At 67.8% G+C, this 16814-nt stretch carries 15 protein-coding genes; 7 read left to right on the top strand and 8 right to left on the bottom strand.

Annotated features, from left to right (window positions below; genetic code table 11):
• The first annotated feature begins 128 nt into the window (after positions 1-128).
• The gene (locus OGH68_RS18555) at positions 129-1595 is read left to right on the top strand and encodes a CCA tRNA nucleotidyltransferase (protein WP_264245414.1); all 1467 of its coding nucleotides are present in this window, start codon (positions 129-131) and stop codon (positions 1593-1595) included.
• A gap of 65 nt (positions 1596-1660) precedes the next feature.
• On the opposite strand, the gene OGH68_RS18550 is transcribed toward OGH68_RS18555, so the two are convergent.
• From OGH68_RS18550 to OGH68_RS18535, 4 genes are all read right to left on the bottom strand, one after another.
• Positions 1661-2011 (bottom strand): hypothetical protein, encoded by a 351-nt coding sequence (locus OGH68_RS18550; protein WP_264245412.1) that lies wholly within the window; start codon positions 2009-2011, stop codon positions 1661-1663.
• 254 nt (positions 2012-2265) lie between these two features.
• The gene (locus OGH68_RS18545; protein WP_264245410.1) at positions 2266-3534 is read right to left on the bottom strand and encodes an MFS transporter; all 1269 of its coding nucleotides are present in this window, start codon (positions 3532-3534) and stop codon (positions 2266-2268) included.
• 77 nt (positions 3535-3611) lie between these two features.
• Positions 3612-4694: an inositol-3-phosphate synthase gene (locus OGH68_RS18540; protein WP_264245408.1), complete on the bottom strand. Its 1083-nt coding sequence runs from the start codon at positions 4692-4694 to the stop codon at positions 3612-3614.
• Between the two features lie 62 nt (positions 4695-4756).
• Positions 4757-5473, bottom strand: coding sequence for a PadR family transcriptional regulator (locus OGH68_RS18535; protein WP_264245407.1), 717 nt, complete (start codon positions 5471-5473; stop codon positions 4757-4759).
• A 359-nt stretch (positions 5474-5832) separates the two neighbouring features.
• Here OGH68_RS18535 and OGH68_RS18530 point away from each other — a divergent pair, with 359 nt between their 5' ends.
• Complete coding sequence (locus OGH68_RS18530; protein ID WP_264245404.1) at positions 5833-8487, top strand: transglycosylase domain-containing protein; 2655 nt, start codon at positions 5833-5835, stop codon at positions 8485-8487.
• A 154-nt stretch (positions 8488-8641) separates the two neighbouring features.
• A complete protein-coding gene (locus OGH68_RS18525) occupies positions 8642-10189 on the top strand; it encodes a glycosyltransferase family 87 protein (RefSeq protein ID WP_264245402.1) in 1548 nt (515 codons plus the stop codon).
• 51 nt (positions 10190-10240) lie between these two features.
• Here OGH68_RS18525 and OGH68_RS18520 read toward each other — a convergent pair whose 3' ends face one another.
• The 3 genes from OGH68_RS18520 to OGH68_RS18510 all read right to left on the bottom strand — a co-directional run bounded on the left by OGH68_RS18520 (position 10241) and on the right by OGH68_RS18510 (position 12958).
• Positions 10241-11272, bottom strand: coding sequence for an alanine racemase (locus OGH68_RS18520; protein ID WP_264245400.1), 1032 nt, complete (start codon positions 11270-11272; stop codon positions 10241-10243).
• An 85-nt stretch (positions 11273-11357) separates the two neighbouring features.
• A complete protein-coding gene (locus tag OGH68_RS18515; RefSeq protein WP_264245398.1) occupies positions 11358-12476 on the bottom strand; it encodes a lipid II:glycine glycyltransferase FemX in 1119 nt (372 codons plus the stop codon).
• A 167-nt stretch (positions 12477-12643) separates the two neighbouring features.
• Entirely contained in the window at positions 12644-12958 is a 315-nt protein-coding gene (locus OGH68_RS18510; protein ID WP_264245396.1) for a hypothetical protein, read from the bottom strand.
• Positions 12959-13228: 270 nt separating this feature from the next.
• On the opposite strand from OGH68_RS18510, the gene rpsF reads away from it, so the two are divergent.
• From rpsF to rplI, 4 genes are all read left to right on the top strand, one after another.
• Complete coding sequence (gene rpsF / locus OGH68_RS18505) at positions 13229-13519, top strand: 30S ribosomal protein S6 (RefSeq protein ID WP_006604399.1); 291 nt, start codon at positions 13229-13231, stop codon at positions 13517-13519.
• Positions 13520-13592: 73 nt separating this feature from the next.
• Complete coding sequence (locus OGH68_RS18500) at positions 13593-14174, top strand: single-stranded DNA-binding protein (RefSeq protein WP_264245394.1); 582 nt, start codon at positions 13593-13595, stop codon at positions 14172-14174.
• Positions 14175-14216: 42 nt separating this feature from the next.
• Entirely contained in the window at positions 14217-14453 is a 237-nt protein-coding gene (gene rpsR, locus OGH68_RS18495) for a 30S ribosomal protein S18 (protein WP_005315025.1), read from the top strand.
• A gap of 18 nt (positions 14454-14471) precedes the next feature.
• Positions 14472-14918 carry a 50S ribosomal protein L9 gene (rplI, locus tag OGH68_RS18490; RefSeq protein WP_005315027.1) on the top strand — a complete coding sequence of 149 codons (447 nt, stop codon included), beginning with the start codon at positions 14472-14474 and terminating at the stop codon, positions 14916-14918.
• A 215-nt stretch (positions 14919-15133) separates the two neighbouring features.
• Here rplI and OGH68_RS18485 read toward each other — a convergent pair whose 3' ends face one another.
• The gene (locus OGH68_RS18485) at positions 15134-16471 is read right to left on the bottom strand and encodes an MATE family efflux transporter (RefSeq protein WP_264245392.1); all 1338 of its coding nucleotides are present in this window, start codon (positions 16469-16471) and stop codon (positions 15134-15136) included.
• Positions 16472-16814 lie beyond the last annotated feature (343 nt).

Raw genomic sequence — 16814 nt, 5'->3', positions numbered from 1 at the left:
CGTCCACGCATGGTAACGAGGCCCGCTGTGCCGAAGTGCCGCGGAGTGGTCCACAAGATCGAGAGGTGCGTACCGTGCTCCGAAAACGGGGACGACCCGGTCGGCCCGGGCACGTACCCTTTTCTGTTGTGCCGAACGCCAATGAAGACAACCCCACTGCCCTGAGTCAGGTGCAGCGCCGCGCGGTGAGCGAATTGCTGCGGGTGTCGCCTGTCGCCGACGATCTGGCTCGCCGCTTCCAGGATGCCGGATTCGGTCTCGCGCTGGTCGGGGGCTCGGTCCGCGATGCGCTGCTCGGCCGGCTCGGGAACGACCTCGACTTCACGACGGACGCCCGGCCGGAGGATGTGCTGAAGATCGTCCGCCCGTGGGCGGATTCCGTGTGGGACGTGGGCATCGCCTTCGGCACGGTCGGTGCTCAGAAGGACGGACGGGTCGGGGACACCGCGCAGCGCTTCCAGATCGAGGTGACGACCTACCGGTCGGAGGCGTACGACCGGACGTCGCGCAAGCCGGAGGTCTCCTACGGCGACTCGATCGAGGAGGACCTCGTCCGTCGCGATTTCACGGTGAACGCGATGGCCGTGGCGCTGCCGGAGAAGGAGTTCATCGATCCCCACGGCGGCCTCGAGGATCTCGCTGTGCGGGTCCTGCGTACGCCGGGAACTCCCGAGGAGTCGTTCTCCGACGACCCGCTGCGCATGTTGCGGGCCGCGCGCTTTGCCGCGCAGCTCGACTTCGAGGTGGCGCCCGAGGTGGTGGCCGCCATGAAGGCCATGGCGGACCGCATCGAGATCGTCTCCGCTGAACGCGTGCGCGACGAGCTGAACAAGCTGCTGCTGTCCGCGCACCCCCGCAAGGGGCTGGGGCTCCTGGTCGACACGGGTCTCGCCGCGCATGTGCTGCCCGAGCTGCCGGCACTGCGGCTCGAGAGTGACGAGCACCACCGCCACAAGGACGTCTACGAGCACTCCCTGACGGTGCTGGATCAGGCGATTGCCCTGGAGGAGGACGGACCGGACCTGGTCCTGCGGCTGGCCGCCCTGCTGCATGACATCGGCAAGCCCCGGACGCGGCGTTTCGAGCCGGACGGCCGAGTCTCCTTCCACCACCACGAGGTGGTCGGGGCGAAGATGACCAAGAAGCGGATGACGGCGCTCAAGTACTCGAACGAGATGGTCAAGGACGTCTCGCGACTCGTGGAGCTGCATCTGCGCTTCCACGGCTACGGGACCGGCGAGTGGACCGATTCCGCGGTTCGGCGGTACGTGCGCGATGCAGGACCGTTGCTGGACCGCCTGCACAAGCTGACGCGCTCGGACTGCACCACGAGGAACAAGCGCAAGGCCGGAGCTCTCTCCCGCGCCTACGACGGCCTCGAGGACCGCATCGCACAGCTCAAGGAGCAGGAGGAGCTGGACGCGATCAGGCCGGACCTGAACGGCAATGAGATCCAGGAAATCCTGGGTATCGGTCCCGGTCCGGTGATCGGCAAGGCGTATGCCTTCCTCCTCGATTTGCGACTGGAGAACGGGCCGATGGAGCGCGACGCCGCGGTGTCCGCGCTCAAGGAGTGGTGGGCTGCTCAGTCCTGAGCGCGGAAGGGCGCGGTGTTTCACGTGAAACACCGCGCCCTTCCGCCCGCGTCGGGGGTCATGTTTCACGTGAAACATGACCCCCGACGCGGGCGGGCTACTTCTTGATCTCGTTGAGGCAGAGCACGAACGACTTGCCTGAGCTGCGTCGGCCGCCATCGGTCTGCTCGTAGTAGCCGATGTCGGCCTTGCCTGCGCAGATTTTCCCAGTCCGTCGTGTCGTTGTGCACGGAGACCACCTTGTAGGCCGCCTCGGTGCCGCCGCAGTCGACCACCTGAAGGTCCGGGTTGATGTCGTTGCCGCTGCTCTTGAGGCAGTCGCCGACCTTCGCTGTGTCCGCGTCGTCCCGGCCCATGAACCAGAACACGGCGAACGCGATCGCGGCCAGGACGCCGACGACTATCTGGAACTTCATCTTGAGGCTGAGGCCAGGGCGTGCGGGCGCCGGAGGCGGGGGAGGCGGCGTGCCCCACTTCTGCTGCGGCGCCTGCTGCTGTGGGTAGCCGTACCCGGGCTGGGGCTGCTGCGGATAGCCGTATCCGGGCTGCGGTTACTGCGGCTGCTGGCCGTACGGGCCGGGCTGCCCGTACGGGCCTTGTCCCTGCTGCGGCGGATAGGGCATGTGGAAACTGCCGTGAACATGCGCTCGAATCCTTTGACGCGGGCACGCTATAGCACTCGCCCCGCGTGCCTCCAACGGCCCAAGGCGACGGCCGTGGCCGCGTAGATCCCAGCCACCATGACGACCAGCACGACGGACCGGCCGTCAGGGGGCAGCATGAGGGCGGCGACGCCCGCAGCGCCGACGAATGCGACGTTGAAGAGCACGTCGTAGAGGGAGAAGACCCTGCCGCGGAAGGCGTCGTCCACGGATGTCTGCACCACGGTGTCCGTCGCGATCTTCGTGCCCTGGGCGACGAGGCCGAGTACGAACGCGGCCACGAACATGGGTGCCGGAGCGAAGGGCAGCGCCAGTGCCGGCTCAAGGACGGCAGCGGCCGCCGCGCAGGCCACCATCCATCCGAACCGGCCGAGCTTTCCGATCGCCCACGGGGACACCACGGCCGCCGCGAAGAAGCCGGCGCCCGAGACGGCGAGAGCCAGTCCGAGCAGGGCGAGTCCCTCCGACTCGTCCGTCGACCAGGAGTAGCGGCACAGCATGAGCACCATGACCGTCAGCGCCCCGTAGCAGAAGCGCAGCAGGGTCATCGCGGCGAGCGCACGGGCCGCGGTGCGGCGGTGACCCAGATGGCGCAGGCCGTCCAGCAGGCCGCGCGTGGTGGAGGCGAGGGCGGCGCCCAGACCAGGTTGCACCACGTCCTGGTCGGGGCCGAGCAGTTCGCGGGCCATGCGCAGTGACGCGAGCGCCGAGCAGAGATAGAGCACTGCTCCGACCAGGACCACCACGGCGTCCGAGTCTGAGGCGACGAGTCGCACGAGGAAGGCCAGACCGCCCCCGGCGGTCGCGGCCAGTGTCCCGGCAGTCGGTGAGACGGAGTTGGCCATGACCAGACGGTCGGGGTCGACGACCCGCGGCAGCGCCGCGGAGAGTCCGGCCAGGACGAAGCGGTTGACAGCGGTGACGGACAGGGCCGAGACGTAGAAGAGCCAGTCCGGGACGGAGGCGAGGATCAGCAGCGCGGTGCAGCCGGCGAGCACGGCACGCAGCAGATTCCCGTACAGAAAGACCTGACGGCGCTGCCAGCGGTCCAGCAGGACGCCGGCGAAGGGGCCGACGAAGGAGTACGGGAGGAGCAGTACGGCCATGGCCGAGGCGATCGCCGCCGGCGAGGTCTGCTTCTCGGGAGAGAACACCACGTACGTGGCGAGGGCGACCTGGTAGACGCCGTCGGCCGACTGCGAGAGCAACCGTACGGTCAGCAGTCGGCGGAAGTTCGGCAGGCGCAGGAGTACGCGCAGATCACGTACGACGGGCATGCGAGCAAGGGTCACATACGCGGAGGGTCCCCGGGCCGACGACCCGGGGACCCTCCGCGACGGTCAGGTGCGAACGCTCAGCGCTCGACCTCGCCCTGGATGAACTTCTCGACGTTCTCGCGAGCCTCGTCGTCGAAGTACTGCACCGGCGGGGACTTCATGAAGTACGAGGACGCGGAGAGGATGGGGCCGCCGATACCGCGGTCCTTGGCGATCTTCGCGGCGCGCACGGCGTCGATGATGACACCCGCCGAGTTCGGGGAGTCCCAGACCTCGAGCTTGTACTCCAGGTTCAGCGGGACGTCACCGAAGGCGCGGCCCTCGAGGCGGACGTAGGCCCACTTGCGGTCGTCCAGCCAGGCCACGTAGTCCGACGGGCCGATGTGGACGTTCTTCTCGCCCATCTCACGGTCGGGGATCTGCGAGGTGACGGCCTGCGTCTTCGAGATCTTCTTGGACTCCAGGCGCTCGCGCTCGAGCATGTTCTTGAAGTCCATGTTGCCGCCGACGTTCAGCTGCATCGTGCGGTCGAGGATGACACCCCGGTCCTCGAAGAGCTTCGCCATGACGCGGTGCGTGATGGTGGCACCCACCTGGGACTTGATGTCGTCGCCGACGATCGGGACACCGGCCTCGGTGAACTTGTCCGCCCACTCCTTGGTCCCGGCGATGAAGACCGGGAGAGCGTTGACGAACGCGACCTTGGCGTCGATGGCGCACTGCGCGTAGTACTTCGCAGCGTCCTCGGAACCGACGGGCAGGTAGCAGACCAGGACGTCGACCTGCTTGTCCTTCAGGGTCTGGACGATGTCGACCGGGGCCTCGGCGGACTCCTCGATGGTCTGGCGGTAGTACTTGCCCAGACCGTCGAGGGTGTGGCCACGCTGAACGGTGACGCCGGTGTTCGGCACGTCGCAGATCTTGATGGTGTTGTTCTCGCTGGCGCCGATGGCGTCCGAGAGGTCGAGGCCGACCTTCTTGGCGTCCACGTCGAAGGCGGCCACGAACTCCACGTCACGCACGTGGTAGTCGCCGAACTGGACGTGCATCAGACCCGGCACCTTGCCGGCCGGGTCGGCGTCCTTGTAGTACTCGACGCCCTGCACCAGCGAGGCGGCGCAGTTGCCCACGCCGACGATGGCTACGCGAACCGAACCCATTGGCGGTTGCTCCCTGTGTGTGATCTCGGTATTCCGGTTGAAACCCTGCGGTGCGCAGGGCCTCACTTGGCGGTGTCGTCGGACGGATCCGGCGGGGTGGAACCCTTGGGAGGTGTCCCTCCGGAGGGCTCGTCGTCCCTGTGCCGGGGCAGGCCGCCCGTCGCTCCAGATGTGTCGTCCTGCTGAGCGGTGGTCCCGGGCGCGGTTCGTCGTTGATCCCGCCCCGTCCGCTCGCTCTCGATGAGCTCGTTCAGCCAGCGCACCTCGCGCTCCACGGACTCCATGCCGTGACGCTGGAGCTCGAGGGTGTAGTCGTCGAGGCGCTCGCGGGTGCGGGCCAGCGAGGCGCGCATCTTCTCCAGGCGCTCCTCCAGCCGGCTGCGGCGGCCCTCGAGCACCCGCATCCTCACCTCGCGCTCCGTCTGGCCGAAGAAGGCGAAGCGGGCGGCGAAGTGTTCGTCCTCCCACGTGTCGGGTCCGGTGTGGGAGAGCAGCTCCTCGAAGTGCTCCTTACCTTCTGCCGTCAACCGGTAGACGATCTTGGCGCGTCGGCCCGCGAGCGAGGCGGCGAGGGCGTCCTCGGGAGCATTCCCCGGCTCCTCGATCAACCAGCCGTTGGCGACCAGCGTCTTGAGGCAGGGGTAGAGGGTCCCGTAGCTGAAGGCCCGGAAGATTCCCAGTGACGTGTTGAGCCGCTTGCGCAGCTCGTAGCCGTGCATCGGGGCTTCGCGGAGGAGACCGAGAACGGCGAACTCGAGGATGCCGGAGCGCCTGCTCACAGTCGCCTCCCTCGCCGGTCCCGGTGGCCTATGTCGTGCTGATGTATCGAGTCGATACATCAGCACGATAGAACGGCGCGGCGGTGGCGACAAGAGGGGCCACGGTGAGCGGCGTCACATCGTCAATTCGCCGGGGTCGAGTCGCCTGATTTGGGGTGAACTTCAGGCCTAGGGGGGTTTTGGCCGTGCGTAGTCTGTGCGGATGCAGACCAGCGGGAACCATGTGACGCCCCCACGCGTCATCGCCGTGGATGCACAGCGGATGAGCCCCTCGTGGGGCCCGTCCGTATCCATTTCGGGGGGACCGGAACTCAACTGCCGCTTCCAGGCGTCTCGCCTGCCCGAGGAGTAGTCGTTCGATGAGCGAGCACCGTCGCAAACAGCCGCAGCCACAGGGTGGCGGGCGAGCCGCGGCCAGACGCGCCGCCCAGCAGCCTTCCGGCCGTCGGGGCGCCCCGCCGGCCTCTTCCTCCGTCTCCCACGGCGAAGAGCGCCCCTACGGCGGCCGCGCCGAGGCCCGGCGCGCCGCCCAGCGGGGTGGCGGTCGTCGCGGTGCGGTCGGGCACGACGTGGCCGGGCGCCGAGGTGGCCCGCCGGGGAAGAAGCGGCTGGTCGATTACCCCCGCCATGACAAGTACGGCTGGCGTCGCTGGGTGCCGTCGTGGAAGCTCGTCACCGGACTGTTCCTGGGGTTCCTCGCCAGCCTGATGACGGCGGGGACGATCGCCTACGCCATGGTGGGGATCCCCGAGCCGGCCAAGATCGCCGGAGCGCAGAACAACGTCTACTACTGGGACGACGGCTCGCCGATGGTCGCCACCGGTGGTGAGGTCAACCGGCAGATCATCGGGATCGGACAGATCCCCGATGAGATGCAGAACGCGGTCATCTCGGCGGAGAACAAGACCTTCCGCGAGGACTCGGGCATCGACCCGATGGGTATCGGCCGGGCCGTGTTCAACATGGCACTCGGCGAGCAGACCCAGGGTGGCTCCACCATCACCCAGCAGTACGTGAAGAACGCGCGGCTCAACAACCAGGACCAGACCCTCAGCCGTAAGTTCAAAGAGCTGTTCATCTCCATGAAGATCGACTCTCAGATGGAGAAGTCCGACATCATGGCGGGCTACCTCAACACCTCCTACTACGGCCGTGGCGCCTACGGTATCCAGGCAGCCGCCCGCACGTACTTCAACAAGAACGCCAAGGAGCTGAACGCGAGCGAGTGCGCCGTCCTGGCGTCCCTCCTCAAGGGTGCGACGTACTACGACCCGGCCGGCGCCACCTCCATCGACAAGGCGGCGACCAAAGAGGCCAACACCGAGCGGCTGACGAAGCGCTGGACCTGGATCCTCGACGAGATGGTCAAGGACGATCACCTGGAAGCCGCGGAGCGCCAGAAGTACACCGAGCTCCCCCCGATCGAGGAGCCCCGTAAGAACGCGCAGCTCAGCGGTCAGATCGGCTACCTCGTCGACCTGGCGAAGGCCAACTTCGTGAACAGCAACACCCGGGGAATCACCGCCGAGGACCTGACCAAGGGCGGCTACGAGATCCACACGACCTTCGACAAGAAGAAGGTCCAGGAGCTCGAGAAGGCCGTCAAGAAGGTCATCGACGAGAACATCGACCCGAAGAAGCGCCCCAAGACGGACACCCACGTCCAGTTCGGTGGCGCCTCGGTCGATCCCCGAACGGGCCAGATCGTCGCGATCTACGGCGGTGAGGACGCGACCAAGCACTTCACCAACAACTCCGACGCGACGGGCGCACAGGTCGGCTCGACGTTCAAGCCGTTCGTCCTGGCGGCTGCCATGCGCGACGGAGTCCGCGATCCGGAGCTCGGTGCGGAGCAGGGAGCCGACACCCGCCGGATCGTCGATCCCGACAAGAGCCGGTACAGCGGCAAGAACAAGCTCAAGATCAGGAACTGGGACGGTTCGATCTGGCACAACGAGGAAGGCAAGGAGTGGCTCCAGACCAACGACGGTCAGGAGGACTACGGCAACATCAGCCTCCGCGAAGCCATGATCCACTCCGCGAACTCCCCCTATGTGCAGCTCGGCATGGACATCGGCATCCCGAAGGTCCGTGAGGCGGCCGTCGACGCGGGTCTGCTCGAATCCAGCCTGACCAAGGGGAATGTGCCCTCCTTCTCGCTCGGCATCTCCGAGCCGAGCGCCATCCGCATGGCCAGTGCCTACGGGACCTTCGCCGCAGAAGGCGAGCAGCGTGAGCCGTACTCGGTGAAGTTCGTCGAGCACAAGGGCGTGACCGTCTACAAGCACGAGGACGAGGCCGAGCAGGCCTTCGAGAAGAACATCGCCAACAACGTGACCGACGTTCTCGTGGACGTGGTCGAAGAGGGCACCGGCAAGAACGCCCGGATCCCCGGACGCCAGGTCGCGGGCAAGACGGGTACGACCGACGGCAACAAGTCGGCATGGTTCGTCGGCTACACGCCGCAGCTGTCGACGGCCATCGACATGTACCGCCTCGACGACAACGAGAAGAACAAGAACCGCGAGTTCCTCGAGATGTACGACACCGGTGGCCAGGACAAGATCCACGGTTCGTCGTTCCCGTCCGAGATCTGGCAGGACTACATGTCGAATGCCCTCAAGGGCACGAAGATCATGAAGTTCACCGAGGCGGAGCCCATCGACGGCGAGGCCGTCTACGGCGGCGGTGCCCCCAGCCCGAAGCCGAGCCCGAGCAACTCTCCCTCCGAGTCGCCCTCTCAGAGCCCGTCGCAGTCGCCCTCGCAGAGCCCGTCGCAGAGCCCGGGAGGGCGGCCCTCGGAGACCTGCAACCCGTGGGAGGACTGGACCTGCGGCGTCGACGGCGGCACCGACGCAGGCACCGACCAGGGCGGCGAGAACGGGGGCGTGTCGTCCTCCCCGGCGACGCCGCCCGGTAGTGACGGCGGTACGGACACCGGTGGGAACGGCAACGGCGGCGGAACCGGCAACAGCGGTGGTGGCCTCTTCGCGGGCACGGACGGAGAAGAGTGAGGTGAGGGCGCCGGCCGGCCGATGACCGCCGGCCGGCGCCTGGCACGGAACCGTCGGCGAGGGCCGCCGCACCCGGGAAGGCACATCGACTGTGCCGGGCACCGGGGCGGCGGCCCTCGCCGTGTCCCCGGCTTCGTACGGCAGGATGTGCACCATGCCCAGCGCAGAGCAGACGAGCGTGTACGAGGAACGGTCCGGCGCGCGCCCCGCGCCCGACGACGTGCGCCCCACGCGGCGCGACCGGATCGCCGCGGCCGGCAGTGAGCTGATCGGCGGCCCCGCAGGACGCTGGGCACTGCACGGCGGCAACGGCCGGTTCACGCCCGTTCATGTGGTGGCGCTCGTCGCCATCGGGATGTTCGCGCTCGGCATGGTGCAGAAGCTGCCCTGCTACAACTGGGCCTGGTTCAGAGGAACGAGCTCGCAGTACACCCACGCCTGCTACTCGGACATCCCCCATCTGTTCGTGGGCCGTGGCTTCTCCGAAGGCCTCATCCCCTACTTCGACCGGCTCCCCGGCGACATGGAGTACCTGGAGTACCCCGTGCTGACCGGCGTGTTCATGCAGGTCGCCTCATGGTTCAGCGGCGTGGGCGGCAGCTCGGGCCAGGACCAGCAGCAGCTGTACTGGATGGTCAACGCGGGCATGCTGATGATCTGTGCCGCGATCATCGCCGTCTGTATCGCCCGCACCCACCGACGGCGCCCCTGGGACGCGCTGCTCGTCGCCCTGGCTCCCGCGTTCGCCCTCACCGCCACCATCAACTGGGACCTGCTCGCCGTGGCGCTGACCGCGGCGGCGATGCTGATGTGGTCACGCGGCAGGGTTCTGGCGTTCGGCATTCTCATCGGACTCGCGACCGCCGCCAAGCTCTACCCCGTGCTGCTGCTGGGGCCGCTGCTGGTCCTGTGCTGGCGGGCCGGCAAATGGCGCGAATTCACCACGGCGACGCTCGGCGCGGCGGCGGTCTGGCTCGCGGTCAATCTGCCCGTGATGCTGCTCGCGCCGGAGGGCTGGAAGAAGTTCTACACCTTCAGCCAGGAACGAGGGATCGACTTCGGTTCGTTCTGGCTGATCATCACGCAGCGCACCGGCGAATCGATCGACGTCGAGAAGGTCAACACCTACGCCACCCTGATGATGCTCGTCGCCTGCGCCGGCATCGGTCTGCTCATTCTGAGGGCGCCCCGCCGCCCGCGCTTCGCCCAGGTCGCCTTCCTGGTCGTGGCCGCGTTCATCCTCACCAACAAGGTCTACTCGCCGCAGTACGTGCTGTGGCTGATTCCACTGGCCGCGCTCGCCCGCCCCCGCTGGCGTGACTTCCTCGTCTGGCAGGCGTGCGAGGTCATGTACTACCTGGGCATCTGGATGTACCTGGCGTACACGACCAGCCCCAAGCACCAGGGACTGCCGGTCGAGGGCTACCAGCTGGCCATCGCGCTGCACCTGCTCGGGACGCTGTATCTCTGCGCCGTGATCGTGCGCGACATCCTCATGCCGGAACGCGACGGCGTACGCCAGGACGGCTCGGACGACCCCGGTGGGGGCGTGCTCGACGGCGCGCCGGACGCGTTCGTCCTGGGGACGACGCACCAGCCGCGGCATGCCGCAGCACTGGAAGGGGAGGGGCCGCGCGTGGAATGGGGTGCCTCTCCTGCGGGCGCGGGCGGGAACGGGACGGGCCCGCAGCCGTCGGTCTGAGCCCCCAGGGCCTCGGCATCCTTCGGCGCTCCGTCAGGAGCGCCGGTCCGCCTAGCGGTCCACCAGCCGGTCGAACTGGGTGGTCGTGTGCCGCAGGTGCGCGACGAGTTCGTCTCCGACCTTCGGCTCCTGGGCGTCGGCGGGCACGAAGAGGATCGAGACCTGCATGTGGGGCGGCTCGGCGAACCAGCGCTGCTTGCCGGCCCAGACGAACGGCGACAGATTGCGGTTGACCGTTGCCAGACCCGCCCGTGCCACACCCTTGGCGCGCGGCATCACCCCGTGCAGGGCCTTCGGGGCCTCCAGGCCCACGCCGTGCGACGTACCGCCCGCGACGACGACGAGCCAGCCGTCGGAGGCCGCCTTCTGCTGGCGGTAGCCGAAACGATCCCCCTTCGCCACGCGCGTGACGTCGAGCACGGCACCGCGGTACTCCGTCGCTTCGTGGTCGCCGAGCCACAGCCGGGTGCCGATACGGGCGCGGAACCGGGTCTGCGGGAACTGCTGCTGCAGCCGGGCCTGCTCCTGGGCGCGCAGATGGCTCACGAACATCGTGTGCAGCGGCAGCCTGGCCGCACGCAGCCGGTCCATCCAGCCGATGACCTCCTCGACGGCGTCGGAGCCGTCCGTGCGGTCCAGCGGAAGGTGCAGGGCGAAGCCCTCCAGCCGTACGTCCTCTATGGCCGCGTGCAGCCGGCCGAGGTCCTGCTCGGAGATGCCGTGCCGCTTCATCGAACTCATGCATTCGATGACGACCCGTGCGCCCACCAGGGCGTGCACTCCGTCGACCGACGAGACCGAGCGGACCACCCGGTCCGGCAGCGGCACCGGTTCCTCACCGCGCCGGAACGGCGTGAGGACCAGCAGGTCGCCTCCGAACCAGTCCTTGATCCGCGCCGCCTCGTACGTCGTGCCCACGGCCAGCATGTCGGCGCCGAAGCGTGATGCCTCCTCCGACAGCCGCTCGTGGCCGAAGCCGTAGCCGTTGCCCTTGCAGACCGGAACGACACCGGGGAACTGGTCGATGACCGATTTCTGGTGCGCCCGCCAGCGAGCGGTGTCGACGTAGAGGGAGAGCGCCATGGCCGGCCCGGAACCTTTCTGGTGGCTGCGGTGTATCAGAGGTATGTACGAAACTTACGAGACCACTCAGTCGCCCGCGGCGTCGTCAGCGGCGCGACATGTAGAGATCCAGTGCCTTGTGGAGCAGCTTGTTGAGCGGGAAGTCCCACTCGCCGACGTATTCGACGGCCTCTCCGCCGGTGCCGACCTTGAACTGGATCAGACCGAAGAGGTGGTCCGTCTCGTCGAGCGAGTCGCTGATGCCCCGCAGGTCGTAGACCGTCGCGCCCATGGCGTACGCGTCGCGGAGCATCCGCCACTGCATCGCGTTCGAGGGCCGGACCTCGCGCCCGATGTTGTCCGAGGCGCCGTAGGAGTACCAGACGTGGCCGCCGACGACGAGCATCGTCGCCGCCGACAGGTTGATCCCGTTGTGGCGCGCGAAGTACAGGCGCATGCGGTTCGGGTCCTCGTTGTTGAGCACCGTCCACATGCGCTGGAAGTACGACAGCGGGCGCGGCCGGAAGCGGTCCCGCTCGGCCGTGATCTCGTAGAGCCGCTGCCACTCCTCGAGGTCCTCGTAGCGGCCCTGGACGACCTCGACACCGGCCTTCTCGGCCTTCTTGATGTTGCGCCGCCACAACTGGTTGAAGCCCTTGAGGACGTCGTCGAGCGAGCGGTTCGCCAGCGGCACCTGATAGACGAAGCGCGGCTGGACGTCACCGAAGCCGGCGCCGCCGTCCTCGCCCTGCTGCCAGCCCATCTTGCGCAGCCTGTCCGCCACCTCGAAGGCGCGCGGTTCGATGTGCGTCGCCTCCACGTCCCGCAGGCGCTTCACGTCCGGGTCCTGGATCCCGGCCTTGATCGCCGGTGCGTCCCAGCGGCGGATGACGACCGGAGGGCCCATCTTCACCGAGAAGGCGCCCTGGTTCTTGAGGTGCGCGAGCATCGGCTGGAGCCAGTCGTCCAGGTTCGGGGCGTACCAGTTGATCACCGGCCCCTCGGGGAGATACGCCAGGTACCGCTTGATCTTGGGCAGCTGGCGGTAGAGGACCAGGCCCACGCCGACGAGCTCACCGCTCTTGTCGAACCAGCCGAGGTTCTCCGAGCGCCATTCCGTCTTGACGTCCGCCCACGCCGGGACCTGGCAGTGACTAGCCGAGGGCAGGGTCTGGACATAGGCCAGATGCTGCTCACGACTGATGGTCCTCAGGGTCAGGCTCATGCGGGGCGCTCCTCGGCAGGTGTGTCCCCATGGGTCAGGGGCTCCGGCTCTCGCGCCGAAGCCTACTGGTCCGGGGCGGGGCCCCGAATGGCTGTGCACGGAAGCGGGCCGGTCCCGGCCCGCTTCCGTGCTTGCTTCCGTGCTTGCTTCCGCTTCCGGTTCCCGTCTCAGCCGAGGACTCCGCCGAAGAGGCCACCGTGGGCCATGCCCAGGAAGAATCCGACGGCCGATGCCCCGAGCCCGATGATCAGGAGGAATCGCTCACGGGTCGTCGCCGAGATGAACTGCCCGTAGGCACCTGTGGCGATCCCGACGAGCCCCGCCCAAGAGCTCAGCAGATGTAGGTGATGGAACATCGCCGTGATGAACGCGACGGCACCGAGCACCAGCGTCACCGCCATCAGGGTGTCCTGAAGCGGATGGGGCTTTCCGTCCGTGTTGAGGAGAGAAGCGGGGGACTGTCGTCGCATTGCCTGTGCCATGAGGCACCTCCTGGCTGTGCCGGAAGGCGGCGCATGGTAGCGCCGCGCGCACCCGATGTGTACAGATTGCGGCCATAGGTCGCCGGATTTCAACCGGAAGCCCCGGTGCGGGTACTGTGTACGGTCTGCACCGGTGTCTGCCTGGACCACGAAGCGATCTCACTCGGCCGAGAGGGATTGTCAGTGGCGGCCGATACCGTTGCTCACGCATCACGACCCTCCTGCCACGGATCGACCGTGGCCGCTGAGTCCAAAGGAGGTGGGTTCCACATGCGTCACTACGAGGTGATGGTCATCCTCGACCCCGATCTCGAGGAGCGAGCTGTCTCCCCGCTGATCGAGAACTTCCTCTCCGTCGTCCGTGAGGGCAACGGAAAGGTGGAGAAGGTCGACACCTGGGGCCGTCGTCGTCTCTCTTACGAGATCAAGAAGAAGCCCGAGGGCATCTACTCGGTCATTGACCTGCAGGCTGAGCCCGCAGTCGTCAAGGAGCTCGACCGCCAGATGAACCTGAACGAGTCGGTCCTCCGGACCAAGGTCCTCCGTCCCGAGACCCACTGAGCACCTAGCTCAGAGGTCATCGGGTTCGAGTAGCAGCAAGCAGCCAGAAGCAATCCCGCCGAGAGGTTCACCCATGGCAGGCGAGACCGTCATCACGGTCGTCGGCAATCTCGTCGACGACCCCGAGCTGCGCTTCACCCCGTCCGGTGCGGCGGTCGCGAAGTTCCGCGTCGCGTCCACTCCCCGCACCTTCGACCGTCAGACCAATGAGTGGAAGGACGGCGAGAGCCTCTTCCTCACCTGCTCGGTCTGGCGTCAGGCGGCGGAGAACGTCGCCGAGTCGCTTCAGAAGGGCATGCGCGTCGTCGTGCAGGGCCGGCTGAAGCAGCGGTCCTACGACGACCGCGAGGGCGTCAAGCGCACGGTCTTCGAGCTGGACGTCGAGGAAGTCGGCCCCAGCCTCAAGAACGCCACGGCCAAGGTCACCAAGACCACCGGTCGCGGCGGTCAGGGCGGCTACGGCGGTGGCGGCGGCCAGCAGGGCGGCAGCTGGGGCGGTGGCCCCGGCGGCGGTCAGCAGCAGGGCGGCGGGGCACCCGCCGGCGACCCCTGGGCGACCGGCGCTCCGGCCGGCGGTGGCCAGCAGGGCGGGGGCAGCTGGGGCGGAAGCTCCGGCGGTTCCGGCGGCGGCTACTCGGACGAGCCGCCCTTCTAGGGCGGCCCGTACCCCACTTCTTGATCACACAGGAGAAACACCATGGCGAAGCCGCCTGTGCGCAAGCCTAAGAAGAAGGTCTGCGCATTCTGCAAGGACAAGACCGCGTACGTGGACTACAAGGACACGAACATGCTGCGGAAGTTCATTTCCGACCGTGGCAAGATCCGTGCCCGCCGCGTGACCGGCAACTGCACGCAGCACCAGCGTGACGTCGCCACGGCCGTGAAGAACAGCCGTGAGATGGCGCTGCTGCCCTACACGTCCACCGCGCGATAAGGGAAGGGTGACCTAGACATGAAGATCATCCTCACCCACGAGGTCTCTGGCCTCGGTGCCGCCGGCGACGTCGTCGACGTCAAGGACGGATACGCTCGCAACTACCTGGTCCCGCGTGGTTTCGCGATCCGCTGGACCAAGGGTGGCGAGAAGGACGTGGCGCAGATCCGCCGCGCCCGTAAGATCCACGAGATCGCGACCATCGAGCAGGCCAACTCGATCAAGGGCCAGCTCGAGGCCGTCAAGGTGCGGCTTGCCGTTCGCTCCGGCGACGCCGGCCGCCTCTTCGGCTCCGTCACCCCGGCCGACATCGCCTCGGCGATCAAGGCCGCAGGTGGCCCGGAGGTCGACAAGCGTCGCGTCGAGCTCGGTTCGCCGATCAAGACCCTGGGCTCGCACCAGGTGTCCGTGCGTCTGCACCCCGAGGTCGCCGCGCAGCTCGGCGTCGAGGTTGTCGCCGCGTAAGCGCTGTGCTCGACAGAGCAGCAGGAAGGGCCGTACCCCTCGGGGCGCGGCCCTTTCCGTATTCTGCGAGCCCGCTCCCCGTGGCTGTACGAGCACCATTGCGGCCGTACAGGCGTCTGTGGCGGGCCTGCACGGGCCGGGGTGGCTTGCCGGAGCAGCTGCCGACCGACCGTGGCGACGTTTCACGTGAAACCTGGACCAGGGTGTTACGCCGGTCAGCGAGTAGCGCCCGTCACGATCCATCGTCCTGAACGCGCCCGCCACCAGAGGGTCAGCAGCCGGACCGTCATCATCAAGGTCATCGCCCACCACAGCGCGGTCAGGCCGCCGCCGAGAGCGGGCACCAGCAGTGCGGCCGGCGCGAAGACCACCAGCGTGAGCAGCATGGCGGCCGCCAGATACGGCCCGTCGCCCGCGCCCATCAGGACGCCGTCCAGCACAAAGACCACTCCGGCGATCGGCTGCGACACGGCGACGACCAGGAGCGCGGGAATCAGCGTGTCCTGCACCGACGGATCCCCCGTGAACAGCGGGGTGACCAGCGGCCGGGAGGCCACGACGAGAATTCCGAGCACTACGCCCGACGCCACACCCCACTGCACCATCCGTCGGCATGCCTGCCGGGCACCCGCGGCATCGCCGGCACCGAGATACCGGCCGATGATGGCTTGCCCGGCGATGGCGATGGCGTCCAGCGCGAAGGCCATCAGGCTCCACAGGGAGAGCACGATCTGATGGGCGGCGATCTCCACGTCGCCGAGCCGGGCCGCCACAGCCGTGGCGATCATGAGTACGGCCCGCAGGGAGAGCGTACGGACCAGCAGCGGGGCCCCCGCCTGGGCGCTGGCCCGTATACCGGCGGCGTCGGGACGAAGCGACGAGCCGTGCTTCCGTGCTCCCCGCACCACGACGACGAGGTAGGCGGCTGCCATACCGCACTGGGCGATCACCGTGCCCCAGGCGGAGCCGGCGATACCGAGATCCGCCCCGTACACGAGGCCCACGTTGAGGCCGGCGTTGGCGGCGAAGCCGCAGACGGCGACATACAGCGGGGTGCGGGTGTCCTGGAGCCCCCGGAGGACTCCGGTGGCCGCGAGCACGATCAGCATGGCGGGAATGCCGAGACTGGAGATCCGTAGATAGGTGATGGCGTGGGGTGCGGCCGTCTCGGAGGCGCCGAACACGTCCACCAGCCATGGGGCGGTGGGGAGGGTGACGGCGACGACAGCGATGCCGAGCCCCAGCGCCAGCCAGATTCCGTCCATTCCCTGGCGGATGGCAGCCTGGAGATCGCCCGCTCCCACTCTCCGTGCGACCGCCGCCGTGGTCGCGTAGGCCAGGAAGACGAAGACGCTGACCGCAGTCATCAGCAGCGCTGCGGCGACACCGAGACCCGCCAGTTGCGGGGTACCGAGATGGCCGACGATGGCGCTGTCGGCCATCACGAACAGCGGCTCGGCGACCAGGGCGCCGAAGGCCGGAACGGCGAGCGCGATGATCTCCCGGTCGTGTCGCCGACGTCGTTCCTTCAGCTCTGCCGGTACCTGTGTCATGGGCGTCAATCTAATCTTCCACAGGTAAGAGATGCAATGCGTTCGCACTCCTTACCGTGAGGTGTGTGGACCGCTCGTCCGTGTGCCGTTTGTTCTGATCTTGGTCCGGCGGGGAAAGTTTTTCTCCCCCACAGGCGGTGGATGCCGAAGTAGCAGCTCAGAGGGGTCGCGGGCAGAGTGTCGTGAACTTTTCCACAGTGCTGTCCCCCGGTCCGTGCACAGGTTGCGGAGACTTCTCCACAGCATCTGGTCCTTGGTCCACAGTCCCTGTGGATAACCAGATTGGCTGACGGTGCCCGCGGGCCTACCGTGGACCGTCGCCCGGCGTGCGTGAGCCCCTGTT

The organism is Streptomyces peucetius (assembly GCF_025854275.1).
Classification (GTDB): domain Bacteria; phylum Actinomycetota; class Actinomycetes; order Streptomycetales; family Streptomycetaceae; genus Streptomyces; species Streptomyces peucetius_A.
This window is presented reverse-complemented; position numbering and strand designations above follow the sequence as displayed.

What these genes read in the sequence shown, in the direction of transcription:
- OGH68_RS18550 (WP_264245412.1), bottom strand. Translation starts at nt 2,011, where the DNA reads ATGAAGTTCCAGATAGTCGTCGGCGTCCTGGCCGCGATCGCGTTCGCC.
- OGH68_RS18545 (WP_264245410.1), bottom strand. Translation starts at nt 3,534, where the DNA reads ATGCCCGTCGTACGTGATCTGCGCGTACTCCTGCGCCTGCCGAACTTC.
- OGH68_RS18540 (WP_264245408.1), bottom strand. Translation starts at nt 4,694, where the DNA reads ATGGGTTCGGTTCGCGTAGCCATCGTCGGCGTGGGCAACTGCGCCGCC.
- OGH68_RS18530 (WP_264245404.1), top strand. Translation starts at nt 5,833, where the DNA reads ATGAGCGAGCACCGTCGCAAACAGCCGCAGCCACAGGGTGGCGGGCGA.
- OGH68_RS18525 (WP_264245402.1), top strand. Translation starts at nt 8,642, where the DNA reads ATGCCCAGCGCAGAGCAGACGAGCGTGTACGAGGAACGGTCCGGCGCG.
- OGH68_RS18520 (WP_264245400.1), bottom strand. Translation starts at nt 11,272, where the DNA reads ATGGCGCTCTCCCTCTACGTCGACACCGCTCGCTGGCGGGCGCACCAG.
- OGH68_RS18515 (WP_264245398.1), bottom strand. Translation starts at nt 12,476, where the DNA reads ATGAGCCTGACCCTGAGGACCATCAGTCGTGAGCAGCATCTGGCCTAT.
- OGH68_RS18510 (WP_264245396.1), bottom strand. Translation starts at nt 12,958, where the DNA reads ATGGCACAGGCAATGCGACGACAGTCCCCCGCTTCTCTCCTCAACACG.
- rpsF (WP_006604399.1), top strand. Translation starts at nt 13,229, where the DNA reads ATGCGTCACTACGAGGTGATGGTCATCCTCGACCCCGATCTCGAGGAG.
- OGH68_RS18500 (WP_264245394.1), top strand. Translation starts at nt 13,593, where the DNA reads ATGGCAGGCGAGACCGTCATCACGGTCGTCGGCAATCTCGTCGACGAC.
- rpsR (WP_005315025.1), top strand. Translation starts at nt 14,217, where the DNA reads ATGGCGAAGCCGCCTGTGCGCAAGCCTAAGAAGAAGGTCTGCGCATTC.
- rplI (WP_005315027.1), top strand. Translation starts at nt 14,472, where the DNA reads ATGAAGATCATCCTCACCCACGAGGTCTCTGGCCTCGGTGCCGCCGGC.
- OGH68_RS18485 (WP_264245392.1), bottom strand. Translation starts at nt 16,471, where the DNA reads ATGACACAGGTACCGGCAGAGCTGAAGGAACGACGTCGGCGACACGAC.